Here is a 25,658-nt window from a genome sequence, read left to right on the forward strand (position 1 = left end):
TGCCCAGGAAAATACGCCGCGGCTGCGCGCGCCCTCTTTGCGTCTTTGTGTGAGATTAACCTTCTTCGCGCCTTCGCGCCTTTGCGTGAGATTTATAAAAAAGCCGCGCTCACCCCCGCGCCTGCATCCGCGCCAGATAGCGGGCGAGGACGTCGATCTCCAGATTGACCGGCCGCCCCGCCGCGGCTTCATCCAGCGTCGTCATCTCCTGCGTATGCGGAATGATGTTGAGCGTGAAATGCGCGGTGCCGTCCGGCTGATCGATCACCTCGTTGACCGTCAGCGACACGCCGTCGAGGGTGATCGATCCCTTCGGCGCGATATGCGGCGCGAGCGATGCGGGTGCTTCGATCGTCAGCTTGACGCTGTCGCCCACCGGCTCGACCGCCACGATCCGCCCGACCGCGTCGACATGGCCGGTGACGATATGGCCGCCGAGTTCATCGCCAACGCGCAGCGCGCGTTCGAGGTTGAGGCGGCGCCCCGCGTCCCACATCCCCGGCGCGGTGCGCGCAAGCGTTTCGGCGCTCGCGTCGATCGCGAACCAGCCGCCCGGCCCGTTGCTGCCCGCATTGACGCCCTTGTCGACGACGGTCAGGCACGCGCCCGAACAGGCGATCGACGCGCCGAGAGTGATGCTGTCCACATCATAGCTTGTGCCGATGACGAGCCGCGTGTCGCCGCGGTCTTCATGGGTCAGGATGGTGCCGATGTCGGTGATGATGCCGGTGAACATAAAAGCCTCTTAATCCCTTCGCACCCGCTCGTAGACGTCGAGCCGGTCGCTGCCAAGCATCCGGCTGTCGGCGAGGCGCCAGCGGCCGTGCGCCGCAGCCAGGTCGGTCAAACCGATGTCGCCGAGCGCGGCTTTGCCGCCGCCAATCAGGATCGGCGCGCGATAGAGGAGCAACCGGTCGACGCGGTCGGCGGCCAGAAAGGCCGACGCCGCGCCGGCGCCGCCCTCGACCAGCACCGAATCGACGCCGTCGATCGCGTCGGGCGAAGCGACCGCGGTCCACCCTTCGGGCGCTGACCCGTGCGTCAGGAGCAATTTGCGCGGGCTGCGGTCTTCGAGCCCCGGCAGCCGCACGTCGAGCCGCGGCGCGTCGGCCGCGAACGTCCCGCGCCCGACGAGGATCGCCTGATGCATCGCGCGTTCGAGATGCCCGTGGGCGCGCGCGCGGTCGCCGGTGATCCAGCGGCTCGCCCCGTCCGGCATCGCGAGGCAGCCGTCGAGCGAGGTTGCGAGCTTGAGCGTGACGAGGGGCCGACCTTCGTGCCGCCGCGTCCACCACGGCGCCATCGCAGCGCGCGCCTCGGCGGGCAGCACGCCCTCGACGACCTCGATCCCCGCCGCGCGCAGCCGCGCGATCCCGGCGCCGTCGGTGCGCGGGTCGGGATCGCGCGCCGCGATCACGACGCGGGCGACGCCGGCGACAATCAGCAGGTCGCTGCACGCCGGGCCGCGGTCGCTGGTGTGGGCGCAAGGTTCGAGGCTGACATAAGCGGTCGCCCCCCGCGCAGCGTCCCCCGCCGCCGCAAGCGCGATCGCTTCGGCATGCGGGCGGCCGCCGGCCTGGGTCCAGCCCCGTGCGACGATCCGCCCCCCCGCTTTCGCGGAGGCAGGCTGGACGAGAAGACAGCCGACATTGGGGTTCGGCGCCGCAGTCGGCCGCCCGCGCCGCGACAGCGCGATCGCGGCGGCCATCCAGTCGGCGTCGGTCGGCGGCGCGGGCGACATCAGGGGCGGTTTTGGTCCGCCGGAGCGGATTGCGACCCACGCGCCGCGCGTTCGGCCAGCGTCGAGCGCGTCCTCGCAGGCTCGGGCTTTTTCATCGCGGCCGCCGCCGCGGCGTCGCCCAACGTCTCGCGCGTCACACGGTCGGCTTCGGTCGAATCATAGTCGACCCCCAGGCTTTTCGCGAGCCGCTGATATTCGGCGCGCTTTTCGGCATTGAGGCGCGTCGTCTCCTTCGCCCGCGCGACCCAGTCGGCGCGAATCTCGCCTTCGCTTCGCGTCGCCTTCCAATTTTCGAAATAGATGATCTGCGGCTTCGGCTTCTCATAGGGGATCAGATATTCCGATACGCCGTGGAAGATGACCCATGTCAGCGCGAGCGCGACGCCCCAGATTGCCCAGCGATGCGGGCGCGGTTCGCGGATATAGCCCCAGAAATCGCTGAGGCCGCCGGTGACATCCACTTTGTTGAACATTCGCATGGCCGCAATTTAGGGAATGTCGATCGAGATTGCGAGCGCTCCATATCGCGATGTCGATTGCACGCGATAGGCAAGGAAGGCGCTTACGATTGCAATAAATGCAATTACGGATGCTTATTTCGCAGTTGCGGAAATCATTGTGCAGTGCAATATCACACTTGCCTTTTAGGCATCCTCTCCCAAAAACTTTCAAGGGTCGCCTTCGGGCGGCCCTTTTTTTCGACTTTTTTGGTTGAGAGGGCCGATTCGGTTCGTTCGGGCGCATCGCCGCAGAACTTTTTGGCGTGGCGGGCTGATTTGCCCCATGGACCATCGCCATTCCGGACTCGATCCGGAATCCATTCTCTCAGCGCTGGCCTCAATGGACCCCGGATCAAGCCTGTCCTGAGCCTGTCGAAGGGTCCGGGGGTGACGACGGTGAGAAAGCCTAACTCTCACTCCACAGCCGATAGCTACGGGATGGAGGTAAAAAGCCGCCCTCGGGGCGACGGACTATCTTCAATCCTGCACCGGCATACGCGTCTCGAATCGCCGCACTTCGGCAATGAAGCTGCCCGGAAGCGGGGTCGGTTGGCCGCTATTGCTGTCGATATGGGTGTAGCGGATCTCGATGTCGGTCAGCCGCTCGCTCCCGCGGAAGATCCCGCAATGCAGCGTGAAGCTTGTCCGTCCGAAGCCGCTGATTCGCGCCGCGATGGTGATCAGTTCGTCGAGTCGCGCGGCGCCGTGATAGGCGATCTCGCAATGGGTCTCGCGGATGTCTGTACCATATTGGTGAAAATAGGGGCCGGGCTGCCCCTCGCCGAGCGCGCGGAAATATTCGGTTACGCCGATGTCGGCATAGACCAGATAATTGGCGTTGAAGACGATGTTCTGACCATCGATCTCGTTGAAACGGACGCGCACTGTCTCGCGGACGCGGAAATCCTCGAGCGGAATCTGCTCCATCGCGGCGTCAGGCGGCCAGCGCGGCGGGGGTGCGGTCGAGCGGCGCGCAAGCCGCTGCAAGCCAATCGCGCTCCTCACCCGTCATGCCAACGCCCAGCTTTTCGAGCACCTCTGCATGATAGGCGTCGAGCCAGTCAGCCTCGGCGGGCGACAGCAGGGCGACGTCGACGAGATCGCGCGCGATCGGCGCGAAGGTAATCGTCTCGAACCCCAGCATCTCCTCCTCGGCGTCCGCGATGCTCTGCGGCACCACGACGACCAGATTCTCGATGCGGATGCCGAAGTGCCCCGCCTTGTAATAGCCGGGCTCGTTCGAGAGGATCATGCCCGCGTGCAGCGGCTCCTCGGTTCCCGCCTGTCCGCCTGCGGGCTTGGCAATGCGCTGCGGTCCTTCGTGGACCGCGAGATAGGCGCCGACGCCGTGGCCGGTGCCATGCGCATAATCGACCCCGTCGGCCCACAGATATTGCCGCGCGAGAATGTCGAGCTGGCTGCCGCGCGTCCCCTTGGGAAAGCGCGCGGTGGCGAGCGCGATATGCCCCTTGAGCACCTGGGTGAAGCGGCGGCGCATCTCGGACGTGGGGGTGCCGATCGCGATCGTGCGTGTGATGTCGGTCGTGCCGTCAGCATATTGCCCGCCCGAATCGACGAGATAGAGCGTGCCGGTCTCGATCGCCCGGTTGGTCGTCTCGTCGACCTTGTAATGCGGCAGCGCGCCGTTCGGGCCGGCGGCCGAGATGGTGTCGAACGACAGATCCTTGAGCGCGCCGCTGTCGTCGCGGAAGGCGCGCAGCTTCGCCGCCGCGCCGAGTTCGTCGAGGCCACCCTGCGGCGCGGCTTCCTCCATCCATCGAAGGAAGCGCGCGACCGCAACCCCGTCGCGGACGTGGGCGGCGCGGGTGCCGCCCAATTCGGTATCGTTCTTGATCGCCTTGGGCAGCACCGCCGGGTCGCGGTGGCGTTCGATCTTCGCGCCCGCGCCTTCGAGCGCGGTGAAGATCGCCGCGACGGCACGGTCGGGGTCGACCGCCACCTTCTTGCCCGCCAGATCGGCCAGCGCCGCCTCGAACGCGTCGCGGTCGTGGATGCGGACGCTGTTGCCGAGATGCGCGCGCACCGCGTCGGTGACCTTTTCGGGGGCGATGAACAGATCGGCGGTGGCGTCGGCGTGGAGCAGCGCGAAGGCGAGCCCGACGGGCGTGTGGCTGACGTCCTGCCCACGAATGTTGAAGGTCCAGGCGATCGAATCGAGCGCGGTCATCACCGTCGTGTCGAGCCCCTTCGCCTTCAGCCAGTCGGCGATGATCGCGCGCTTGTCGGTCGCGGCCTGCCCGGCAAGGCTGGTGTCGTAGACCGTGACGACCGCGTCGCTCGGCGCCGGCTGCTCGTCCCACGCGGCATCGATCGGATTGCTGTCCACCGCGACGAGGCTCGCGCCCTTCGCCGCCAGCGCCTTCTCCAGCCCGCGCGCCCAGTCGATGCCGTGGAGCCATGGGTCGTAGCCGACCTTTTGCCCCGCGCTGACGTTGGCGCCGAGCCATTCGGCGACGCTCGACTGCGGCACGCCGACATAGTCGAACAGCGCGCCGTCGACCTGGTCGCGCACCTGCACCGTGTAGCGCCCGTCGACGAACATCGCGGCCTTCGTGGGCAGCACCGCCGCCGTCCCCGCCGAGCCGCCGAAGCCGGTCAGCCATGCCATGCGCTGCGCATAGGCGCCGACATATTCGCTCATATGCTCATCGCTGATCGGCACGACGAAGCCGTCGAGGCCGCGCTTCGCCAGTTCGGCGCGGACGCGAGCAAGGCGCTCTGCGTAAATTGTGCCGGGGACGGGGCTGGACATGGCTGGTTCCTTGTTCCTACATCGCAGGCAATCCTGCCCACCGGGGGCGATGCCGCGGGAGTCTTGTGATGCGTGCTATTTGGATGTTCCTGGCCGCAATTACCACCCCGCTCGTTGCCGCGTCCGGCGCTTTTGCCCCCACCGCTTTTGCCCAAGAGAAAGAGACCACATTGACCGACAGTCCCGCGCTGCCCGCCGCTCCGGTTGCCGACAAGCGGCCGCACGAATCGACGCTGCACGGCAAAACCCTGTCCGACCCCTATTTCTGGCTGCGCGATCCGAGCTATCCGGTCGTCGATGACGCCGACATCCTCGATTATGTAAAAGCCGAGAATGCCTATTTCGATGCGGCGATGAAGCCGCACGCGAAACTCGTCGAAACCCTGTTTCAGGAAATGAAGGGCCGCATCAAGGAAGCCGATTCCTCGGTGCCGCAGAAGGACGGCGACTGGCTCTATTGGGTCGAATATGAGGAGGGTGCCGAATATAAGAAATGGTACCGCAAACCGGCATCGGGCGCGGGTGAGACTCAGCTGATCCTCGACGAGGTCGCGATGGCCGCGGGCAAGGATTATTTCCGCCTCGCCGAACTGTCGATCAGCCCCGACGGCAGGCTGATGGCCTATTCGTTCGACGATAACGGCTCCGAACGGTTCGAGGCCCGCATCCGCGATCTTGAGACCGGCGAACTGCTTCCCGATGTCATTCCGGGCACGCTGTCGTCGCTCGTCTGGACGGCGGGGAATGATGCGATCCTCTATGGCCTCGCGAACGAGAATTGGCGCACCGACAATGTCCGGCTGCACAAGCTCGGCACCCCGATTACGGAAGACAAATTGCTCTACAAGGAGCCCGACATCGGTTTCGGGGTCGGGATCGGCAAGACGGCGGCCGACAATTATATCGTCATCGGGACCGGCGATAACGAGACGAACGAGGTCTATCTGCTCCCCGCCGACGACCCCGAGGCGGAGATGCAGCTCGTCTCGGCGCGCCAGAAGGGCCGCGAGTACAGCGTCGATGAGCGCAACGGCACGCTCTACATCCTCACCAACGACGAGCATCCCAATTTCCGCGTCGCGACCGCGAGCATCGACAAGCCCGACGAATGGAAAACGTTGATCCCCGGATCGGATCACAGCTACATCACCGGCTTCTCGGTCTTTCGCGACTATTTCGTGATCGAAGCGCGCGAGGACGGGCTCGATCAGGTCGACGTCCGCAAATATGACGCGCCGCTGACCCCCGGCCGGATCGAATTCCCCGAGGCCACTTACGTTGCGGGGCTCGGCGACAATCCCGAATATCATCAGGACAAGCTGCGGCTCGATTATGAATCGATGGTCACGCCCGACACCGTCTATGATTATGATATCGCGACCGGAAATCTCGAAACACTGAAAGTGCAGGAAATCCCGTCAGGTTATAACTCGGCACAATATGTAACCGAACGGGTTAGCCTGCCGAGCCGCGACGGCACGACGATGATTCCCGCCTCGCTCGTCTACAAGAAGGGCACGAAGCGCGACGGCAGCGCGCCGATGCATCTCTATGCCTATGGCAGTTATGGCTATCGCATCCCGCCGGGCTTTTCGACGACGCGGCTCAGCCTCGTCGATCGCGGGATGATCTATGCGATCGCGCACGTCCGCGGTGGCGACGACCTGGGACGCGCCTGGTATCTCGCGGGCAAGACCGATCACCGCAAGAACACATTCAACGACTTCATCGACGTCGCGAAGGGGCTGATTGCGAAGGGCTACACCAGCGCCGGCAAGATCTCGATCGAAGGCCGCTCAGCGGGCGGGCAGGTGATGGGCGCCGTCTATAACGAAGCCCCCGAATTGTGGGGTGCGGTGCTGGCGGGGGTGCCTTTCGTCGACGTGATCAACACGATGGTCGACGAAACGCTGCCGCTGACCCCCGGCGAATGGCCCGAATGGGGCAATCCGATCACCGACAAGGCGGCGTTCGACTATATGCTGAGCTACAGCCCCTACGACAATGTCACCGCCAAATCCTATCCGCCGATGCTGGTGTCGGCGGGCCTCAACGATCCGCGCGTCACCTATTGGGAGCCCGCCAAATGGGTCGCCAAGCTCCGCGCGACGCGGACCAACGACGCGACACTGCTGCTGCGCACCAACATGGGCGCGGGCCATGCCGGCAAATCGGGCCGCTGGGGCTCGCTCCACGAGGATGCCGAGGAGTTCGCTTTCGTGCTGACGCAGCTTGGGGTCGAGAAGTAGGCGCTCTCAGACGAGCAGCTTGCGCATCCGTATCAGCGGGACGTCGACGCCGTCGACCGGCGCGGCGGTGCGCTCGATCTCGACATAGCCGCTCGCGCGATAGAGCGGTTCGCCGGCGAGCGTCGCCATCAGTTCGGCGGCGGTGAAACCCGCCGCGCGCGCAGCGGCTTCCGACGCTTCGAGGATCGCGCGCCCGACGCCGCGGCGCGTGAACGCCGGGTCGGTATACATTGCGCGCACGCGCGCCGCCTCGGTTCGGGGGTCGAGCAGGCGCGGCTCGCGTAGGTCGCTGCTATGATCGCCGCCATAGAGCGTCGCGCGCCGGCTCCAGCCACCGCATCCCGCCAGCACGCCGTCGATCGTCGCGACGAAATAGGTGCCGTCGGTGACAAGCTGGGTGTCGAGCCCCATCACCGCGTGGCTCGCGCGCACTTCGGCCGCCGACAAAAAGTCGCGCTGCAACTCTTCAATCGCGCGGCGCATCAGGTCGCGCATGGCCGCAAGGTCTTCGCTGGTCGCAATCCGAATCATCATGACCGGTCCGCCAGATAGGCCCGCGCGACAAGGTCGCGTTCGAGTGTCGCCGCATCGACGAAACGATGCCCGGCGATCCCGACCGATTCGGCGCCCGCGACATTCGCGGCCACGTCGTCGATGAACAGCGCCCCTGCAGGGTCGATGCCGAATCGTTCGATCGCGAGAGCATAGATCGCGAGATCGGGCTTCACCATCTTCTCGGTACCCGAGACGATGATATCGCGAAAACGGTCGAATACCGGCTGGGTCGGGCGGAAAACCTCCCAGAATTCATGTCCGAAATTGGTGATCGCGAACAGCGGCACGCCCGCCGCGTCCAGTCGCTCGACCAGTTCGAGGCTTCCCGACACCGGCCCCGGAATCGTTTCGTTGAAGCGCGTCGCATAAGCGTCGATCAGCGCCGCATGGCCCGGAAATTCGGCCTTCAATTCAGGCACCATCTCGGCCAGCGGGCGGCCCGCGTCGTGCTGGAAATGCCATTCGGGGGTGACAACGGTCGTCACGAACCAGTCGAGCTCGCGCTTGTCGGCGATCAACTTCGCGAACAGATGGCGCAAATCCCAGTCGAACAGGACACGGCCGACGTCGAAAATCACGCAGCGCTCGATCATCGATCCTCCAGACACGCGAAAGCGCCGCCGGAAGCATCCGACGGCGTCACGCTGGCTCGCAGATGCGCGCGGGGCGGCGAGCGCCCCGGCAGGGCCATCAGCCCTGGCGCGCCTTGAAGCGGCGGTTGGTCTTGTTGATCACATAGGTCCGGCCACGGCGGCGGATCACGCGGTTGTCCCGGTGGCGGTCCTTCAGCGACTTCAGGCTGTTGCGAATCTTCATGGGTCTTTTCCGTAAATCTTGGCGTTGCTACGCGAAGCGGCGCACCTATGGGGATAGGCGAGAAAAGTCAACCGGTCCGACCATCCTCTCTGCGGAAAAGGTTCACGCGGAGGCGCGGAGACGCGGAGAAGATTATGTTCGCGCAGAGAACGCAGAGTGCGCAGAGAATAAAAAGGGCGGCAAAGCCGCCAATCTCCTTTTTTCCTCCGCGTCTCCGCGCCTCCGCGTGAACCAAATCCTCTGCGATCTCTGCGTCCTCTGCGCGAATCGGATATTACCCCGCCAGCGCCTTCTGCCGCCGCCGCTGCACCGACGAGCCATAGCCCATCGCCTCGCGATATTTGACCACGGTGCGCCGCGCGATGTCGTGGCCTTCGGCCGACAGTTTCTGCGCGATCGTCTCATCGGACAGGATCGCCTTGGCATCCTCGGCCTCGATCATCGCCTTGATCCGGCTCTTGACTGCCTCAGCCGACACCGCGCCGTCGCCCTCGGTCGCCGAAATGCCCGACGAGAAGAAATATTTGAGCTCGAACAGCCCGCGCGCGCACGACAGATATTTGTTGCTGGTGACGCGGCTGACGGTCGATTCGTGCATACCGATGTCCTCGGCGACCTGACGCAGGGTCAGCGGGCGCATGTGCGCGACGCCGTGGAGGAAGAAGCCCTCCTGCTGCTTGACGATCGCGCTCGCGACCTTGACGATCGTGCGCTGGCGCTGGTCGAGCGCGCGGACGAGCCAGTTGGCCCCCGCAAGCTGCTCGGACAGCCACGCCTTGCTCTTCGCAGCCGCGCCCTGCGCGAGTTCGGCATAATAGCGGCGGTTGACGAGGAGGCGGGGCAAGGTGCCGCTGTTGACCTCGACTGCCCACCCCTTTGCGGTCTGGCGGACATAGAGGTCGGGGACGACCGCCTGCACCGCGTCGCCGCCGAATTTCAGGCCCGGCCTGGGGTCGTAGCCGCGCAGCTCGCGGATCATGTCGGCGAGATCCTCGTCGTCGACGCCGCAGATGCGCTTCAATTGCGGGAAGGCGCCTTTCGCCACCAGATCGAGGTGCGCGATCATCGTCGCCATCGCGGGGTCGTAGCGGTCGGCCTCGCGCGCCTGAATCGCGATGCATTCGGCAAGGTCGCGCGCGCCGACACCCGACGGGTCGAAGCATTGGACGCCCGCGAGCACCGCCTCGACCAGCGCCAGCGGCACGCCGAGTTGCGCCGCGAGATCGGGCAGGTCGGCACGCAGATAGCCCGCCTCATCGATCAAGGCGACAAGCTGTGCCGCGACCACTGCCTGGATCCCGTCGAAGCGCTCGCCGACCTGCGCGAGCAGATGGTCGTGGAGCGTGCCGTCATGCTCGGCGAAGCTGTCGAAATCGATGCCTTCGCTCGCCTCGCCCGACAGGCCGACCGAATCGCTCGCGCTGTCGTGGTGGAAACGCTCCTCGACGAAATCGACGTCGAGATCGTCGGCGGTGCCCGCGTCGGAGGACAGCGCCGCATCGGTATCGGGCTGCACGTCGGCGGCCGGCGGCGCCTCCTCGCCGCCCTCATCCGCGCCGCCCTCATCGCGATCGGCGGGCGCGGTGTCGAGCAGCGGATTGCCCTCGAGCGCCTCGGCCAGATAGGCTTCGAGTTCGAGGTTCGACAACGCAAGCAGCTTGATCGCCTGCTGCAACTGCGGCGTCATCACCAGCGATTGCGACTGGCGTAAATCGAGGCGCGGACCCAACGCCATAGGTGGCTATTGCATTAGAAAATTCGTGTGTCCCCGCGAAGGCGGGGACCCATCTCCTGCCGGTTCGGCATAACGCCGTCCGGAGATGGACCCCCGCCTTCGCGGGGGAACACGAACCATTTTCGATTGTGCGGTGCGATCACAGCGAGAATCCCTCGCCAAGATACAGGCGACGGACTTCGGGGTCGGCCACCAGTTCGGCGGGCGATCCGGCCAGCAGCACCTTGCCGTCGTAGATGATGCAGGCGCGGTCGACGAGGTCGAGCGTCTCGCGGACGTTGTGATCGGTGATCAGCACGCCGATGCCGCGCGTCTTCAGATCGGCGACGAGGTCGCGGATGTCGCTGATCGACAGGGGGTCGATCCCCGCAAACGGTTCGTCGAGCAGGATGATCGACGGGCTGGCCGCCAGCGCGCGGGCAATCTCGGCCCGGCGGCGCTCGCCGCCCGACAGCGCCATCGCCGCCGAATCGCGGAGCCGCGCAAGACCGAATTCGTCGAGCAGCTCCTCGAGCCGCCGCTCGCGCGCGATCTTGTCGGGCTCGGCGAGTTCGAGCACCGCCGCGATATTCTGGGCCACGGTCATGCCACGAAAGATCGAGGTTTCCTGCGGCAAATAGCCAAGGCCGAGGATCGAGCGGCGATACATGGGCAGCGAGGTGATGTCGGCACCGTCGAGCATGATGCGCCCGGCGTCGGGCCGCACCAGCCCCATGATCGAATAGAAGCAGGTCGTCTTGCCCGCGCCATTGGGGCCGAGCAGGCCGACGACCTCACCCTTGCCGACCGACAGCGACACGTCAGACAGAACGACGCGCTTGTCATAGCTTTTGGCGATCGAGATGACGGCGAGCCCGTTGCCCGCCGCGGCATCCTCCTGGACGTGAGCGCGGTGCTCGGAAACGCCATGGTCGCCTTCGGCCGGCAGGGTCGTGGTTTCGTCGGTCATAGAGAGGTCGGTTCCGTTCTAGCCCCATGCGCGCGTTACCGCAGCGATACGGCAAAGGTCAATCTGGCAGGGATTTTGCAGGGACAAAAAGCCCCTCCCCTCCAGGGGAGAGGTTGGGGTCTTGAATAAGATCGCGTGTCCCCGCAAAGGCGGGGGAACACGGCTTGTTCACGCAAAGATGATCACGCTCGCAGGCTTCAATGCCCGACGCTTTCGCCCCGCTCCACCCCCGACAGCGCAAGCTGCTCGTCGATCGCCGCCATCAGCCGCGCCAGCGCCGCCTCGTCCTTCGCCTCGGCGCGCGCAACGAGCACGTCCTGGGTGTTCGAGGCGCGGAGCAGCCACCAGCCGTCGTCAGTCAGCACCCGCGCGCCGTCGGTGCGGTCGACCGTCGCGCCCGCCGCGGTCAGCCGCGCCAGAACCTCGTCCACAATGGCGAATTTGCGCACCTCGTCGACCTGGAAGCGGAGCTCGGGGGTGTTGACCATCGCGGGCATCTCGCCGCGGAGCTCGGTGACGCTCTTGCCGAGCCTGGTCGCCGCCTCGATCAACCGCACTGCCGCATAAGGCGCGTCGTCATAGCCGTAATAACGGTCGGCGAAGAAGATATGCCCGCTCATCTCGCCCGCCAGCGGACTGCCGGTTTCCTTCATCTTCGCCTTGATCAGGCTGTGCCCGGTCTTCCACATCAGCGGCTTCCCGCCGAGGTCGGCGACGCGGTCGAACAGCGCCTGGCTGGCTTTGACGTCGGCGATGATCGTCGCACCGGGATGCTCCTTCAGCACCGCCGCGGCATAGATTTGCAGCAGCTGATCGCCCCAGATCACCCGCCCTTCGCCGTCGATCGCGCCGATGCGGTCGCCGTCTCCATCGAAAGCGACGCCGAAATCGAGGCTCTTCTCCGCGACCAGCTTCCTGAGATCGGCCAGATTCGCCTCGACCGTGGGATCGGGATGGTGGTTCGGAAAATGGCCGTCGATATCGGTATAGAGAAGATGGTGCTCGCCGGGCAGCCGCGCGGTGAGCTTTTCGATGACGGTGCCCGCGGCGCCGTTGCCGGCGTCCCAGCCGATGCGGAAGGCGCCGCCGGCGAAGTCCTGGGTCAGCCGGTCGACATAGGCGTCGACGATGTCGATGCTCTGCGACGATCCCTCGCCGCTTTCCCAATCGCCCGCGGCGGCGATTTCGCCGATCCGCTGGATGTCGGCGCCGAAGAAGGGACGGCCCTGAAACACCATCTTGAAGCCGTTATAGTCGGGGGGATTGTGGCTGCCGGTTATCTGTATGCCGCCGTCCACATCCTCGGTTGACGCGGCATAATAGAGCATCGGCGTCGGCCCGAGCCCGACATTCAGCGCATCAACTCCGGCGGCGTTGATCCCTTCGATCAGCGCCTCGGCGAGCATCGGCGACGACAGCCGCCCGTCATAGCCGACCGCGACCCGCCTGCCCCCTGCGCGCTTGATCAGTGTCGCGAAGCTCCTTCCGATCGCGGTGGCGTCGGCGGCCGACAGCGTGTCGCCGACGACGCCGCGGATGTCGTATTCACGCAGCATCGTCGGGTGGAAAATATGGGTCATGGCTGATCCTCTTGGGGGAGAAGGCGGTCAGGCGGCGGCGAACAGATCCCCGTCGGGATGAAACCGCTCGCGCGCCGGAAGGTTCAGTCCGCCCATCGCTTCGCGCAGTTCCTGCCGCGCGACGACATGGCCGATCCCCATGCCGCCGAGATGCGCCTTGTCGAGCAGGGTGAGACCGGCGGGGAAGAGCTCGCGATAGATGACGCGCTCGCCGAGCCCCGGGATAACGCGAAAGCCGACCCGGCGCGACAGCTGGTTCAGCGCCTCGCCGACGCGGCGCATATTATGCGCGTCGACATGCTGGAGGCGGTTGCGCAGGATGATCCAGTCAATCGTCCGCCCGTCGCTCTTCGCACGCGCCTTGCGCGTGTCCCAGATGAGTTCAGAGTAGAAGCTGGGGCGCACGACCTGAAACGTCTCGGGATCGACCTGGCCGATCAGGTCGAAGTCGATGAAGCTGTCGTTGATGGGGGTGACGAGCGTGTCGGCGGTGGTCGCGAGGTGGCGCGCGAAGATGTCGTCGCGTCCCGGCGTGTCGGCGATCAGATAATCGACGTCTTCGGCCAGCCGCGCGACCTGCGCGTCGAGCTCTTCGATCGTCGACCCCTCGAACACCTCGAAGCGCGGGGTGAGAAGATCGATATCGCGGCGTTTCGCGGTATTCTCGCGATTCTCGAGATAGCGGTGGAAGGTGCGCTGGCGCGGGTCGAGGTCGATCCCCGCGACGCGCCAGCCCAGGCTGGTCAGCGCGACCGCGAAATGCACCGCGCAGGTCGATTTGCCGGTCCCGCCCTTTTCATTGGCAAAGATGATGCGGTGCGGGGCGGGCGTCGTCATGAGCGTTGCGATTTTCCTGTTGGCGGCGCATGGGAGCCGCTTGGGGTGGTCGTTGCGCCGCCAATATCGGAGGCAGGGCAAGCGTGCAAATCATCCGTGACATCGCGATGCTGCGCCGTGCCGTTTCGGCACTGAAGCAGGGCGGAAAAAGCGTCTCGCTGGTGCCGACGATGGGTGCGCTCCACGACGGGCACCTGTCGCTCGTGCGCATGGGGCGGCGCGTTGCCGACCATGTCGTCGTCTCGATCTTCGTCAACCCGACCCAGTTCGGCCCGAACGAGGATTATGCTGCCTATCCGCGCGACGAGGATCGCGACGCTGCGCTGCTGGTCGAAGCGGGCGTGGCGCTGCTGTGGGCGCCCGACGTCGGCACCATGTATCCCGCTGGCCATTCGACGCATATCGAGGTCGCCGAACTCGGCGCCAACTATTGCGGCGCGGCCCGGCCCGGCCATTTCGACGGCGTCGCGACGGTCGTGTCGAAACTGTTCAACCAGGTGCGCCCCGACATCGCGATCTTCGGCGAAAAGGATTGGCAGCAGCTTGCGATCATCCGCCGCATGGCGCGCGACCTCGACTTCGCGCTCGACATATTGGGCGCGCCGATCGCGCGCGACGCCGACGGCCTCGCGCTGTCATCGCGCAACGCCTATCTGTCGAAGGAGCAGCGCGGGGCGGCGACCGCCTTTCCCGGCGCGCTGAAGACGGCGGCAAAGGCGATCGCGGGCGGCGCCGATGTCGGCGAAGCCCTCGCGAAGGCCGAAGCCGACATCGTCGCGGGCGGTTTCGACAGCGTCGACTATGTCGCGCTCGCCGATGCCGACAGCCTCGAAAGGTTGACCGCTTTCCGCAAACCCGCGCGTCTGCTCGCCGCGGCGCGGATGGGGAAGACGCGGCTGATCGACAATCTGGCGGTGGAGTAGACGACCCCGTCATTGCGAGCGCAGCAAAGCAATCCAAAGTGTGCGTAAACCGCCCTGGATTGCTTCGCTGCGCTCGCAATGACGGAGAAAATACCGGATTCCCGGCCCTTTCTCGCATTATCCCTAAAAATCGGCGCCGTCGTTAACGCTTTGTTGACCATAAACCGCAACTTTGGGGGCCGAGGTCTCCATGTGGGGTGGAGGCAAAGGGGGTTATCATGGCGAACAGTCTGAAGTCTGCCCAATATCTGATCGAAAGCCGTCTGCTCGACGCCGCGCGCGGCGACGCCAATGCCTATTTCGATCTCGGCATCGCTTTTTCCACCGGGACCGGCGGGGTCGATGTCGATCTGATCCAGGCGCATAAATGGTTCAATCTCGCCGCGCTCGGCGGCAGCCTCGAAGGCCAGCGCTGCCGTGCCGAACTGTCGGACGAAATGAGCCGCGACGAAATCGCCGAAGCCCAGCGCCAGGCGCGCGCCTGGCTCGACGAAACCGCACGCCGCCCGGCGGCCCGGCGCTTCGCGGCCTGAAACTTACGGTTCGCGCTGCGGCCGCGGATCAATCGGCCCGTCGGAACGGCATATGCCCTTCCAGCCATTCCATTTCCTGCGCCTCGGCCGCGCGCTCCTGTTCCAGATAGTCGGCGACCGCGCGGCGGAAGCCCGGATCGGCGATGAAGTGCGCCGACCATGTCGCAACGGGGCCATAGCCGCGTGCGAGCTTGTGCCCGCCTTGCGCCCCGGCCTCGACGCGGCGGAGGCCGCGCTCGATCGCGATGTCGATCGCACGGTAATAGCAAAGCTCGAAATGCAGATAGGGGATGTCGCGGACGCAGCCCCAGTAACGGCCGTAAAGCGTGTCGGCCCCTAGGAAATGCATTGCCCCCGCAACCGGCGCCGCGCCGTCATAAGCGATGACGAGGATGATCCGGTCGGCCATGCGCCGCCCCATCAGGTCGAATGCCGCGCGGGTCAGATAGGGATGCCCCCATTTGCGCGCGCCGGTGTCCTGATAAAAGGCCCACATCGCATCCCAATGGTGGGGGCCGATCGCCTCGCCCGTGACCTCCTCGATCCGCAGGCCCTCGACCGCCCGCGCGCGTTCCTTGCGGAGCTGCTTGCGCTTGGCAGAGGTCAGCGTGGCGAGGAAATCGTCGAAGCCGGCGTAACCCGCATTGGCGAAATGGAACTGGATGTCGCGCCGGACCAGCCAGCCCGCACGCTCGAACAGCGGCATCTGTTCGGGCGCGACGAAGGTCGCGTGCGCCGATGACAGCCCGTTCTGCCGCACCACCGCTTCGGCGCCGCGGATCAGCAGCAACGCCGCCTCTTCGTCTTCAGCAAGCAGGCGCGGCCCCGGCACCGGGGTGAAAGGCGCCGCGATCTGCAGCTTCGGATAATAATCACCCCCGGCGCGCGCCCAGGCATCGGCCCAGGCGTGATCGAAGACATATTCGCCCTGGCTGTGCGATTTTAGATAGGCGGGCGCGGCGGCAATCAGCACGCCATCGGCATCCTCGACCAAGATCGGCGCCGCCTGCCAGCCGGTTCCGGGTCCGACGCTGCCCGATAGCTCAAGCAACGCCAGGAAATCATGGCTGACGAACGGATTGCCCCCGCCCGCGAGCGCGTCCCACGCCGCCGCATCGACCGCGGCGACGCCGCCGCCGAGCGTGACGGTCCGCGCGGGCGGGTCGGCTTCGGCCACGGATATCCTACGCCGGCTTCACCGCGACGATCGCATCGACCTCGACCGCGGCGCCAAGCGGCAGCACCGACACGCCGACCGCGCTGCGCGCGTGGCGGCCCGCTTCACCGAACAGCGATTCCATCAGTTCCGACGCGCCATTCGCGACCTTCGGCTGCGCGGTGAAGCCGGGGTCGCTGTTCACGAAAACACCGAGCTTGACGATCTTCTCGACCCGCGACCAGTCGCCGCCGACCGCTTGGCCGACCTGCGCGACGAGCATCAGCGCACAGCGGCGCGCCGCATCATAGCCCGTCGCCTCGTCCATATCGGCGCCGAGCCGGCCGGTGACCACCTGTCCATCGCGAAACGGAAGCTGGCCCGAGATATGGAGCAGTCCACCCTGCTCGACCACGGGCACATAGGCCGCGACCGGCGCGGCGGGCTTGGGCAGGTCGAGGCCGAGGGCGGCGAGCTTGGCGGGGATGTCGGACATGATCGTTCCTTTATACGGGTTGCGGGGCCGGGGCCGGAATATTTTCGGCAAGCCGCGCCAATATCCAGCCCCGCGCCGCACTCCAATCGTCGATTCGCGCGTGGGCATGTTTCGCGGGGCGCACCTTGTCGGCGATCGCGGGCTCGCCGACGAAATGGAGCCGCCAGACCTCGGGCGCCTCGATCGCCACCGAATGATGGTGGTTCGGCAAATCGTCGATGAACACCGCGACCGAGGGCCGGTGCTCCGCGATCAGCGCGCGCACCGGCTCGCCCTTGCCGCCGCGGCTGCCGATCACCGGCGCGTGGAAGCCGAGCGCGGCAAGCTGCGCGCCGCGCGCCGCCTGATGGTCGGGGCCGACGTTGGTGAGCACGACGATGTCCGCGATGGCACCGATCGCCGCCATCGCCGCGATCGCGCCCGGAATCTCGGTCTGCCGCCCCATTTCGGTGCGAAAGAAGCCGTCGAGCAAGGGCCAGACCTCGGCCGCCTCCAGCGGCGTGCCGCACTCCTTGCGCTTGAGCGCCCCGGCGAAGCTCGCATCCTCCATGCGGAAGAGCACGCCATGCGCCTCGTCAACCCACTGCGCGAAGGGGACGACCATGTGCATCAGCACCTCGTCGCAATCGGTGATGACGAGCGGGCGGGTCATGCGTCCATCCTCTGGTTTCCTTCGAGCCGCCGCGCGGCGGCGGCAAGGGATTCGGGTTTCACCTCAAGCGCTTCGGCACAATCGATCAGATCAGCCTCATGGGCGGTGAGGAAGGAGAGGATCGCAGCGAGCGTGGCCTGCTCGCCGAGCGACGCGCGCAGCGAATCGGGATCGAGCCCGGTCAGGCCGAGCAGCCGCTCGGCGCGCGGTTCGTCGCTCAAAATCCAGCCGAGCGCGTGGAGCGTCAGCGCCGCATCATCCTCGTCCAATCGGAAATCCCTTCGCCGCGATGAATTGTGTCGTGCCGCCGATTCGCCTAAACGGGCCGCGCACGCAAGGTGGGGAAGAGATTTCACATGGGCAAGACCATCCTGGTCGTCGAGGATAATGAGCTGAACCTCCGCCTGTTCTGCGACCTGCTCAACGCCCACGGCTATCAGGCGCATCCGGTGCGCGACGGGCGCGACGCGCTGGCGAAGGCGCGCGAGATCGCGCCCGACCTGATCATCATGGATATCCAGCTCCCGCACGTCAGCGGGCTCGAGCTGATCGGCCAGATGAAGGCCGACCTGACGCTGCGCGCGGTGCCGATCATGGCGGTTACCGCCTATGCCGGAAAGGGCGACGAGGAACAGATCCGCGCCGCCGGGGCCGAAGCCTATGTCTCGAAACCGATTTCGGTGATCAAGTTCATCGAGAGCGTCGGGGCTTTTGCCTGAGCGGCAAGTTTGCCGCTGCTTGCCTCGTCACCCCGGACTTGATCCGGGGTCCATTCAAACCGGCGAAGAAGGAATGGATCCCGGATCAAGTCCGGGATGACGAAATATGGGTCCGCGCTCCAGCCATTCGGGTCGATCGCCTTCATTCGGAAAAGCGGGGGCGACGGACAGCCGCTCAGCGCTTTGCCGCGCGCTCCCACGGGGCGTGATAATGCGCCGCGACTGCGGCGGCGGAGGTTTCGACCACCGAGGTCCAGAGGCGCTGGAGCCAGTTGGTTTCGGGTGCGATGCGGGCCATATTCGATCTCCTGCATCCGAACCGCAGGGAAGGGAGAGAGCCGGTCGGCTCGAACGGTTCGGATGCGAACCATCTAGGCGATTCGCATCGGCTATTGGCGCCGAAATTCGGCATATCGTCGAACAATTTTTGCGCTATACGTCATAATATGCGAAAAATGATCGACCTCGACAGTTTCGACCGCCGCCTGCTCGACCTCGTCCGCCGCGACAATCTCCAGCCCGCACGGGTGCTTGCCGACACGGTCGGACTGTCGATTTCGGCGGTGCTGCGCCGCCTCCGCCGGCTGCGCGAGGTGAAGGTGATCGTCGCCGACATCGCGCTGGTCGACCCCGCACTCACCGGCTCGGCGCTCACCATGCACGTGCTCGTGCGGATGGAACAGGCCGGGCCGCAGACGATGGACAATTTCGCGCGCGAGATCGTCCGCCATCCCGAAATCACCGCTGCGTGGGATATCACCGGCGACGATGATTTCCTGCTCAAGGTCCAGGTCGGGTCGATGGAGGAATATGACCTCTTCACCCGCCGCGCACTGGGCGAAGACAAGGGCGTCCATTCGTTCAAGACGCTGATCACGATCCGCCACATCGTCGAGAATGAAGCCGCCCGGCGGCCGTTGCGCGACCGGTGAGGGGGCTTGCTCGGCCCCCTATCCTCGTCATTCCCGCGAAAGCGGGAACCCAGCGCGCCAAGGTCGCAACCGGGTTCCCGCTTTCGCGGGAATGACGAACGTTGAGCAAAGCTCTCGCGCATCCCCCTCCTACCGCCCCAGCGCCATCTCGCGTTCGATCCCGATCGCTTCCAGAAACGCAGGGTCGTGGCTGACGACGAGCAGCGCGCCGTCATAGGCGGCGAGCCCCGCCTCGATCGCGGTCAGCGAATCGAGATCGAGGTAGTTGCCGGGCTCGTCGAGGATCAGCAACTGCGGCGGCATCGGCGCGCCGAGGACGCAGGCAAGGCCGGCGCGGAGCGTCTGGCCGCCGCTGAGCGTGCCGGCGAGACGGTCGGCGGCATCGGCACGAAAACGGAAGCGCGCGAGCGCCGCGCGGCACTGATTGTTCGTCGTGCCGGGATTGCGGCGGAGGAAATTGTCGGCGATCGACAGCGCAGGGTCGAGCAGCGACACGCGCTGGTCGAACAAGGCGAAGGGCACCGGCACGCGTACCCGCCCCGACCAGGGCGCGAGCGTCCCCGCGACGAGCGCGAGCAGCGTCGACTTGCCCGACCCGTTGGGGCCGGTGATCGCGATGCGCTCGGGCCCGGTGATCGTCAGCGACAGATCGGCGATCACCGGCCGTCCCGGCACATAGCCCGCGGTGACGCGACCCAATTCAAGCACGGTGCGCGAAGCGGGAAGGCCGGTCGAGGGCAGCCCCGCCGACAGCGGGTCGACGACCTCGATCCGGCCGCGCGCCGCTGCAACCGCCTCCTCGGCCGCGCCGCGCTGGCGTTCGGCGAGGCGGCTGGCCGAGGCGCGTGTTTCCTCGGCGCGGCGTTTGAGGCCGCCGATGACGATCTTCGGCATGTCGCCGCGTGCCGCCTTGCGCCGCCCGCCGGCATCGCGCCGGTCCTGCTTCTCAGCCGTCGCCTGCGCCTGGCGCCGGCTCTGGTCGAGCCGCTTTTCGGCACCCGCAAGCTCGGCTTCGGCGGCGGCGAGTTCGACCTCCTTGCGCGCGCGATAGGCGCTCCACCCGCCACCGTAGCGCGCGGCGCCGAGCGCGGTCAGCTCGACGATCGCGTCCATCTCTTCGAGCAATTCGCGGTCGTGGCTGACGACAATCGCGCCGCCGCGCCAGCCGCGCAGCAGTTCGCGCACCGCGGCGCGCCCTTCGCGGTCGAGATTGTTCGTCGGCTCGTCGAGCAGCAGGAAGTCGGGGGCACCGAACATCGCGCCCGCCAGCGCGGCGCGCGTCCGCTGGCCGCCCGACAAGGCCTCGAGCGGGGTGTCGGCGGACAATGGCAGGCCGACCGCGGCGAGCGCTTCGTCGATCCGCGCCTCGATCGTCCAGTCGGCCTCGGCGATCTCCTCGACGCTCGCCTCTCCCGCCTCTGCCTTGCGGAGCAGCGCGAGCCCCGCGCGCGCATCGAACAGGTCGGCGATCGTCTCGCCGGCGCCGATCTGCACCGACTGGCGGAGCAGCCGGGCGCGGCCGTCGACGGCGACATGCCCCGATGCCGGCGTCAGCTCGCCGGTCAGCAGGCGCAGCAGCGTCGACTTGCCGACGCCGTTGCGTCCGACAATGCCGGTGCGTTCGCACGCAAAGGCGAGTTCGAGGTTCGAGAGGATGGTGCGATTATCGGGCGTGGACCAACTGACGTTGGCGAGGGTGATCGAGGGCATGGACAGAACTTTCCTGAAGGCACGGCTTGCGGGCGATGCGGTCAGTTCAGATCCATGATCCTGTTCACTCCTTTGGTGTCGCGTGGACATGAATATAGGGCGGATCGGTGCGAGGGCAAGCGGAATGGCCGGGGCGACGTGGGGCTCTGGACTTCCCCATCTTCGTCATTGAGGGCAGGACGCCGCCTTACAGCTCGATGATGATCCGCACCTTGTCAGCGCTGGTTCCGACCATCGTCGCAATCTGGGCGCGGCTGCGCTCGATCAGATCCTCAAGCGCCTCGGGCGGCTGATCGCGGAGCAGTTCGGATGTCGGCACCCCCAGGATAGCGGCGAGCGCCGCCATGCGGCTGTGCTTGGGCCGCGCGCGCCCCTTTTCCCAGCCCGAAACCGCGGGCGCGCTGACGCCCATGCGGTCGGCAAGCTGGGCCTGGTTGAGGCCCGCCTGCGCGCGCAGACGCTGAAGCCGGCCTCCGAAGGCCTGATCGGCGGGCGAAGCGGCCTCATCGTCGAAATGCGGATCGTGCGTGACGCTGCTGCGGAGTTGCGCAGCGCTCAGCGTCGCGGGCGATACCGGAGCGTCGAAGCGGCAACCGGCGAGCCGCCCGCTGATCCACATCACGGTCGCCGGGCTTTCGCCCGCGTGCGGCAGGTCGATCTCGATCCGGTCACCAACCGCAACGGCGGCGTCGCTTTCGAGGAGCAATCCCGTTTCCGAAATATTGTGGACGAGCACCGCAAGTCCGCTGCCGCCGCTCTGCCTCCCCTCTGCGGGAAGGCTGAGCTTGCGGCGGGTGCTGCCGCGCGCGTCGGCGCCTGGCGCTGCGGGGAGGAGATATCCGGTTATGGCCATGAAGACGGGTGTCGGAGCAACCGATTAAAAGAAGGTTAGCGGGAGGCACTCCGAACCGGAGGCGCCCACCCGAAATGCGTGGCCCGAAATGCGTGGGAGGCGTCGCGGGTTGCCCGCCACCGGCCGCGACGCGACGGAGCGAACGCAATCAGAGCCAGCGGATCGTCCGAAACCGCCAATAGAGAAGGCCGCAGATACTCGCCATCAGGGCAATGGCGAACGGATAGCCGAAGGTCCAGCCGAGTTCGGGCATATGCTCGAAATTCATCCCATAGATTCCCGCGATCGCGGTCGGCACCGCGAGGATCGCCGCCCAGGCCGCAAGCTGGCGCGTGATCGCGCCCTGCCGCTGCTGCTCGAGCAGCGAATTGGTATCGACGACCGACCCCGCGACTTCGCGCAGCCCCGACAGGCGGAATTCGGCGCGTTGGACATGGTCCCACACATCGCGGAAATAGGGACGCACCGCATCGTCGATCCACGGCAGATCGGCGCTGCCGACAAGGCGGGCGGCAACGTCCTTCATCAGCCCGACGATGCGCTGAAACCGGATGATCTCGTGCCGCTGCGAATAGAGGTGGCGGATTTCCTCGGCGTCGAGCGGCGTATCCATCACGCTTTCCTCGACCAGCAGCAGTCGATCCTCGATCGCGTCGATCACCGGAAAATAGCCGTCGATGATGAAATCGAGGATCGCATAGAGGACATAGTCGGGGCCATGCGCGAGCTTCGCGGGCAACGTCTCAAGCCGTGCGCGCACCTCGGTATGCGCGCGCGCCGAGCCGTGGCGGACGGTGACCGCGAAATGGCGCCCGAGGAAGATTGCGGTCTCGCCCGACTGGATCGTGTCGCCATCCAGCGTGGCGGTCGCGGCGATGACGAAAAGCTGATCGCCATAAACCTCGACCTTGGGAAGCTGCTTCGCCTTCAGCGCATCCTCGACCGCGAGCGGATGGAGGCCGAAGCGCTTGGCGATCCCGCCGAGTTCGTCGGGGGTCGGCTCGAACAGGCCGAGCCAGAAAAAATCCGCGTCGGCGCAATCCTCGGGAATGACGTCGTCGGGGCCGAGGTCGCGGACGAGCTTGCCCTGATGATAATGGCGGGCGGCCATGATCGGCATCGGTTCGAGTCCTTATGCGACAGCGGCGACGGTGGAGGTGCGGTTCATGCAGAGCGTTGTGGCGCGAAGTCGGCCCAGCGCCAAGGGCTATCGTGGCCGGACAGGCCGTAGCCCAGTCTTTCCGAGAGGCCCCGCGCGACCTTTCACCACGAAAAAGGGCGGCACGCGGCCGCCCTTCTGGCTTCCCGCTCAAGCGGGAGTGAAGCCTTATCCACCCACGCGCCGTCGGCGCATGGGGAGAGGCATCACTTGATCTTGGCTTCCTTGAACTCAACGTGCTTGCGCGCACGCGGATCATATTTGCGCACCGACATCTTCTCGGTCATCGTGCGCGGGTTCTTCTTGGTGACGTAGAAAAAGCCCGTGTCGGCGGTGCTCACCAGCTTGATCTTGACGGTCGTCGGCTTGGCCATGGCCCTGTTCCTCGAACTATTGACACATCCGCAGAGACATCCGGCGCATGTGGCGGGACTGGGGGCCCCGGCGGTTGCTGTGAAAAACAAAGAGGGCCGCGCGTCGGGCGCCGCCCCCATTTATCCGCGCGCCATTGGCCGGATTCGGCGACGATGTCAAGCCGTGCGGCGAGGAAAAGCGGGAGCGGACGCAGGGACGCGCCCGCTCCCGGGAGGGGTCTCAGCCGTTCCGGATCTGAAAGCGCACGGTCATTTCCTTCCAGCTTTCCTCCGCGACGCCGCCGCGCGTCGCGGGCTTGAAGCGCCATTTCGTCAGCGCGCGCCGCTTCGTCGCCTCGAAGAAGCCCTGGCTGTCGGTGCTGACGAGCTCGACCGCCTTGACGCGCCCGTCGGTGCCGATCAGCACGCGTACCCGGACGCTCCCCTCGACCTCGCGGCGCTGTTCGTTCGCCGGATAATCGGGCTGGAAGCTGCCGGCGAAGCGCGGATCGACCTCGGCGACGAGGAAAGGCGCGGGTTTCGGCGGCAGCGGCGGATCGCCGGCGCCCGAACCCGATCCCGTGCCCGCAGGCGGCGTATAGGGCGGCGCGGGGTCAAAAATCGGCGGGTCCGACGCGATCGGCGGTAGCGGGGACGGCACGGGCGCCACCCGCGTCTGGGCGGGATCGGTCTGCGGCTTGGGTTCGGGTTGCGGTTCGGGCTTCGGCTTGTCGATGGTGAAGTCGGTCCACGTCTGCGGATCGGTCCGCGGCTTCTCCTTGATGATCATCGGCGACAGCGCGACCGCCACCACGAGCGCAGCGGGCAGCCCAAAGGCGAAGATCGCCGCGACCGGGCGATGCGTGGCGCCGGGGTCGTAGCTTTCGCGTGCAAACGGCGCGGGTCCGGCGGGCGCGCTCTGCTTGGCAGGCCTCGCGATGATCGCGGACATCATGGGAATCAGGGTCATGGCACCTCTCCTTGCCTTATCGACCCGGTCCCCGTGCGATGACCGCCGCTACGAGCCGGGTCGAATTAGGAGATAATATAACATCTCTATTTTTGTCAAGTAACGGCGTTGGGATATGACAGGGAGTCGCGTTCGATGAAGCGCCCGCCTCAGGCCGAAAGGCGTGCGACCGCCTGATCCTTGGCAATCAACGGCAGCAGTTCGGCCATGTCGGGGCCGTGATCGCGCCCGGTCAACGCGTGGCGCAGCGGCAGGAAGAGCGCGCGGCCCTTCGCGCCCGTCGCCGCCTTCACCGCATCGGTCAGCGCGCGCCACGGATCGGCGCTCCAGTCGAGCCCCGGCGCCACGGCCGCGGCGGCGGCGAGCACCGGCCGGTCGCTCGGCTCGGGCGCGGGCGACGCGAAGGGGCCGTCGAATACCGCGACCCAGTCGGCGGCTTCGGCAACGGTTGCAAGATTGGGGCGGATCGCGTTCCAGCGCGCTTCGCCGATCGCGACCGGCAGGCGCGGCGCGACCGCGGCATAATCGGTGTGGTGCAATATCTTCTGATTGAGCAGCGCCAGCTCGGCCTCGTCGAAGCGCGCCGGCGCGCGGCCGAAGCGCGCGAAGTCGATGCTCTCGATCAGCGGCGCGGGCGACGTCACCGGCTCGACCGGATCGCTCGTCCCCAGCCGCGCGAGCAGCGCGACGAGCGCGATCGGTTCGATCCCCTGCCCGCGAAGGCCGTCCATGCCGAGCGAGCCGAGCCGCTTCGACAATTTACCCTCGGTCCCGACGAGAAGCGCCTCGTGCGCAAAGACCGGCGGTTCGGCGCCGAGCGCCGCGAACATCTGAACCTGCGCCGCCGTATTCGACACATGATCCTCGCCGCGCACCACATGGGTGATGCCCATCGCGATATCGTCGATCACGCTCGGCAGCAGATAGAGCCAGTTGCCGTCGGCGCGGCGCACGACGGGGTCGGACAGCGTCTTCGGGTCGAAATGCTGGTCGCCGCGGATCAGGTCGGTCCATTCGATCGGCGCGCCATGTTCGAGACGAAAGCGCCAGTGCGGCGCGACGCCATCCGGCACCGGCGCATCGGCGGGCTTGCGCTCATAGACCGGCGGCAACCCGCGCGAGAGCAGGACCTTGCGGCGAATCTCGAGTTCCTCGGGCGTCTCGTAACAGGCATAGACGCGGCCCGCGGCCTTCAGCTTCTCAAACTCGGTCTCATAAAGCGCGAAGCGCGCCGACTGCCGCTCCTCGCCGTCGATATCGAGTCTGAGCCACGCAAGGTCGGCACGAATCCCGTCGACATATTCCTCCTTCGACCGCTCGATGTCGGTGTCGTCGATGCGCAGCAGAAAGCGCCCGCCATGCTTTCGCGCCCACAGCCAATTGTGAAGCGCGGTGCGGACATTGCCGACATGAAGCATACCGGTCGGCGAGGGGGCGAAGCGGGTCGTGACGGTCATGAAGGCGCCT

At 66.3% G+C, this 25,658-nt stretch carries 28 protein-coding genes; 5 read left to right on the top strand and 23 right to left on the bottom strand.

The genetic code is table 11. From position 1 onward, the window contains the following. Positions 1-109 precede the first annotated feature (109 nt). From ACVENA_RS18635 to ACVENA_RS18655, 5 genes are all read right to left on the bottom strand, one after another. Positions 110-736, bottom strand: coding sequence for a riboflavin synthase (locus ACVENA_RS18635; protein ID WP_449326598.1), 627 nt, complete (start codon positions 734-736; stop codon positions 110-112). Between the two features lie 9 nt (positions 737-745). Then, a complete protein-coding gene (gene ribD, locus ACVENA_RS18640; RefSeq protein ID WP_449328965.1) occupies positions 746-1,708 on the bottom strand; it encodes a bifunctional diaminohydroxyphosphoribosylaminopyrimidine deaminase/5-amino-6-(5-phosphoribosylamino)uracil reductase RibD in 963 nt (320 codons plus the stop codon). A 32-nt stretch (positions 1,709-1,740) separates the two neighbouring features. Then, positions 1,741-2,214 (bottom strand): hypothetical protein, encoded by a 474-nt coding sequence (locus ACVENA_RS18645; protein WP_449326599.1) that lies wholly within the window; start codon positions 2,212-2,214, stop codon positions 1,741-1,743. A gap of 504 nt (positions 2,215-2,718) precedes the next feature. Further along, on the bottom strand, positions 2,719-3,228 hold the full coding sequence (locus ACVENA_RS18650; protein ID WP_449326600.1) for an acyl-CoA thioesterase: 510 nt from the start codon (positions 3,226-3,228) through the stop codon (positions 2,719-2,721). After that, the gene (locus ACVENA_RS18655) at positions 3,176-5,014 is read right to left on the bottom strand and encodes an aminopeptidase P family protein (protein WP_449326601.1); all 1,839 of its coding nucleotides are present in this window, start codon (positions 5,012-5,014) and stop codon (positions 3,176-3,178) included. The genes ACVENA_RS18650 and ACVENA_RS18655 overlap by 53 nt, the downstream gene beginning before the upstream one ends. 83 nt (positions 5,015-5,097) lie before the next feature. Here ACVENA_RS18655 and ACVENA_RS18660 point away from each other — a divergent pair, with 83 nt between their 5' ends. Further along, entirely contained in the window at positions 5,098-7,263 is a 2,166-nt protein-coding gene (locus ACVENA_RS18660) for a S9 family peptidase (RefSeq protein ID WP_449328966.1), read from the top strand. A gap of 6 nt (positions 7,264-7,269) precedes the next feature. On the opposite strand, the gene ACVENA_RS18665 is transcribed toward ACVENA_RS18660, so the two are convergent. From ACVENA_RS18665 to ACVENA_RS18695, 7 genes are all read right to left on the bottom strand, one after another. Then, positions 7,270-7,797 (bottom strand): GNAT family N-acetyltransferase, encoded by a 528-nt coding sequence (locus ACVENA_RS18665; protein ID WP_449326602.1) that lies wholly within the window; start codon positions 7,795-7,797, stop codon positions 7,270-7,272. Then, a complete protein-coding gene (locus ACVENA_RS18670; protein WP_449326603.1) occupies positions 7,794-8,411 on the bottom strand; it encodes an HAD family hydrolase in 618 nt (205 codons plus the stop codon). The genes ACVENA_RS18665 and ACVENA_RS18670 overlap by 4 nt, the downstream gene beginning before the upstream one ends. 97 nt (positions 8,412-8,508) lie before the next feature. Beyond that, positions 8,509-8,634 (bottom strand): type B 50S ribosomal protein L36, encoded by a 126-nt coding sequence (gene ykgO / locus ACVENA_RS18675; protein WP_003046794.1) that lies wholly within the window; start codon positions 8,632-8,634, stop codon positions 8,509-8,511. A gap of 274 nt (positions 8,635-8,908) precedes the next feature. Next, positions 8,909-10,369: an RNA polymerase factor sigma-54 gene (gene rpoN, locus ACVENA_RS18680; RefSeq protein ID WP_449326604.1), complete on the bottom strand. Its 1,461-nt coding sequence runs from the start codon at positions 10,367-10,369 to the stop codon at positions 8,909-8,911. A gap of 139 nt (positions 10,370-10,508) precedes the next feature. Then, positions 10,509-11,318, bottom strand: coding sequence for an LPS export ABC transporter ATP-binding protein (gene lptB, locus ACVENA_RS18685; RefSeq protein WP_449326605.1), 810 nt, complete (start codon positions 11,316-11,318; stop codon positions 10,509-10,511). A gap of 197 nt (positions 11,319-11,515) precedes the next feature. After that, the gene (gene pgmG / locus ACVENA_RS18690) at positions 11,516-12,898 is read right to left on the bottom strand and encodes a phosphoglucomutase/phosphomannomutase PgmG (RefSeq protein ID WP_449326606.1); all 1,383 of its coding nucleotides are present in this window, start codon (positions 12,896-12,898) and stop codon (positions 11,516-11,518) included. A gap of 27 nt (positions 12,899-12,925) precedes the next feature. After that, on the bottom strand, positions 12,926-13,735 hold the full coding sequence (locus ACVENA_RS18695) for a division plane positioning ATPase MipZ (protein ID WP_449326607.1): 810 nt from the start codon (positions 13,733-13,735) through the stop codon (positions 12,926-12,928). Positions 13,736-13,818: 83 nt separating this feature from the next. Between ACVENA_RS18695 and panC the strand changes: the two genes are divergently transcribed. Next, entirely contained in the window at positions 13,819-14,658 is an 840-nt protein-coding gene (panC, locus tag ACVENA_RS18700) for a pantoate--beta-alanine ligase (RefSeq protein ID WP_449326608.1), read from the top strand. 218 nt (positions 14,659-14,876) lie between these two features. Further along, a complete protein-coding gene (locus ACVENA_RS18705) occupies positions 14,877-15,191 on the top strand; it encodes a hypothetical protein (protein ID WP_257545990.1) in 315 nt (104 codons plus the stop codon). Positions 15,192-15,219: 28 nt separating this feature from the next. Here the strand turns inward: ACVENA_RS18705 and ACVENA_RS18710 are convergent, their stop codons facing one another. The 4 genes from ACVENA_RS18710 to ACVENA_RS18725 are packed head-to-tail and all read right to left on the bottom strand — an operon-like array spanning position 15,220 to position 17,764. Further along, complete coding sequence (locus ACVENA_RS18710; protein WP_449326609.1) at positions 15,220-16,368, bottom strand: GNAT family N-acetyltransferase; 1,149 nt, start codon at positions 16,366-16,368, stop codon at positions 15,220-15,222. Between the two features lie 7 nt (positions 16,369-16,375). After that, entirely contained in the window at positions 16,376-16,843 is a 468-nt protein-coding gene (locus ACVENA_RS18715) for a RidA family protein (protein WP_257545994.1), read from the bottom strand. Between the two features lie 10 nt (positions 16,844-16,853). Continuing rightward, positions 16,854-17,495, bottom strand: coding sequence for an HAD family hydrolase (locus ACVENA_RS18720; protein ID WP_449326610.1), 642 nt, complete (start codon positions 17,493-17,495; stop codon positions 16,854-16,856). Beyond that, the gene (locus tag ACVENA_RS18725; RefSeq protein ID WP_449326611.1) at positions 17,492-17,764 is read right to left on the bottom strand and encodes a DUF3572 family protein; all 273 of its coding nucleotides are present in this window, start codon (positions 17,762-17,764) and stop codon (positions 17,492-17,494) included. Before ACVENA_RS18725 ends, ACVENA_RS18720 begins: the two co-directional genes overlap by 4 nt. Positions 17,765-17,851: 87 nt before the next feature. Between ACVENA_RS18725 and ACVENA_RS18730 the strand changes: the two genes are divergently transcribed. Further along, positions 17,852-18,214 carry a response regulator gene (locus tag ACVENA_RS18730; RefSeq protein ID WP_297660503.1) on the top strand — a complete coding sequence of 121 codons (363 nt, stop codon included), beginning with the start codon at positions 17,852-17,854 and terminating at the stop codon, positions 18,212-18,214. A gap of 175 nt (positions 18,215-18,389) precedes the next feature. Here the strand turns inward: ACVENA_RS18730 and ACVENA_RS18735 are convergent, their stop codons facing one another. Next, the gene (locus ACVENA_RS18735; RefSeq protein ID WP_449326612.1) at positions 18,390-18,512 is read right to left on the bottom strand and encodes a hypothetical protein; all 123 of its coding nucleotides are present in this window, start codon (positions 18,510-18,512) and stop codon (positions 18,390-18,392) included. 148 nt (positions 18,513-18,660) lie between these two features. Here ACVENA_RS18735 and ACVENA_RS18740 point away from each other — a divergent pair, with 148 nt between their 5' ends. After that, positions 18,661-19,146, top strand: coding sequence for an Lrp/AsnC family transcriptional regulator (locus ACVENA_RS18740; protein ID WP_449326613.1), 486 nt, complete (start codon positions 18,661-18,663; stop codon positions 19,144-19,146). Positions 19,147-19,275: 129 nt separating this feature from the next. Here the strand turns inward: ACVENA_RS18740 and ACVENA_RS18745 are convergent, their stop codons facing one another. The 6 genes from ACVENA_RS18745 to ACVENA_RS18770 all read right to left on the bottom strand — a co-directional run bounded on the left by ACVENA_RS18745 (position 19,276) and on the right by ACVENA_RS18770 (position 25,648). Beyond that, positions 19,276-20,856, bottom strand: coding sequence for an ABC-F family ATP-binding cassette domain-containing protein (locus tag ACVENA_RS18745; RefSeq protein ID WP_449326614.1), 1,581 nt, complete (start codon positions 20,854-20,856; stop codon positions 19,276-19,278). Between the two features lie 187 nt (positions 20,857-21,043). Continuing rightward, positions 21,044-21,709 carry a helix-turn-helix domain-containing protein gene (locus ACVENA_RS18750; protein WP_449326615.1) on the bottom strand — a complete coding sequence of 222 codons (666 nt, stop codon included), beginning with the start codon at positions 21,707-21,709 and terminating at the stop codon, positions 21,044-21,046. Positions 21,710-21,857: 148 nt separating this feature from the next. Further along, positions 21,858-22,829: a magnesium and cobalt transport protein CorA gene (locus ACVENA_RS18755; protein ID WP_449326616.1), complete on the bottom strand. Its 972-nt coding sequence runs from the start codon at positions 22,827-22,829 to the stop codon at positions 21,858-21,860. 245 nt (positions 22,830-23,074) lie between these two features. Then, positions 23,075-23,242, bottom strand: a complete 168-nt coding sequence (gene rpmG, locus ACVENA_RS18760; protein ID WP_003042331.1) for a 50S ribosomal protein L33 — start codon at positions 23,240-23,242, stop codon at positions 23,075-23,077. 220 nt (positions 23,243-23,462) lie between these two features. After that, positions 23,463-24,191 carry an energy transducer TonB gene (locus ACVENA_RS18765; RefSeq protein ID WP_449326617.1) on the bottom strand — a complete coding sequence of 243 codons (729 nt, stop codon included), beginning with the start codon at positions 24,189-24,191 and terminating at the stop codon, positions 23,463-23,465. Positions 24,192-24,340: 149 nt separating this feature from the next. Next, positions 24,341-25,648: a glutamate--tRNA ligase gene (locus ACVENA_RS18770; RefSeq protein WP_449326618.1), complete on the bottom strand. Its 1,308-nt coding sequence runs from the start codon at positions 25,646-25,648 to the stop codon at positions 24,341-24,343. Positions 25,649-25,658: the final 10 nt, after the last annotated feature.

The organism is Sphingopyxis sp. 550A (assembly GCF_053569535.1).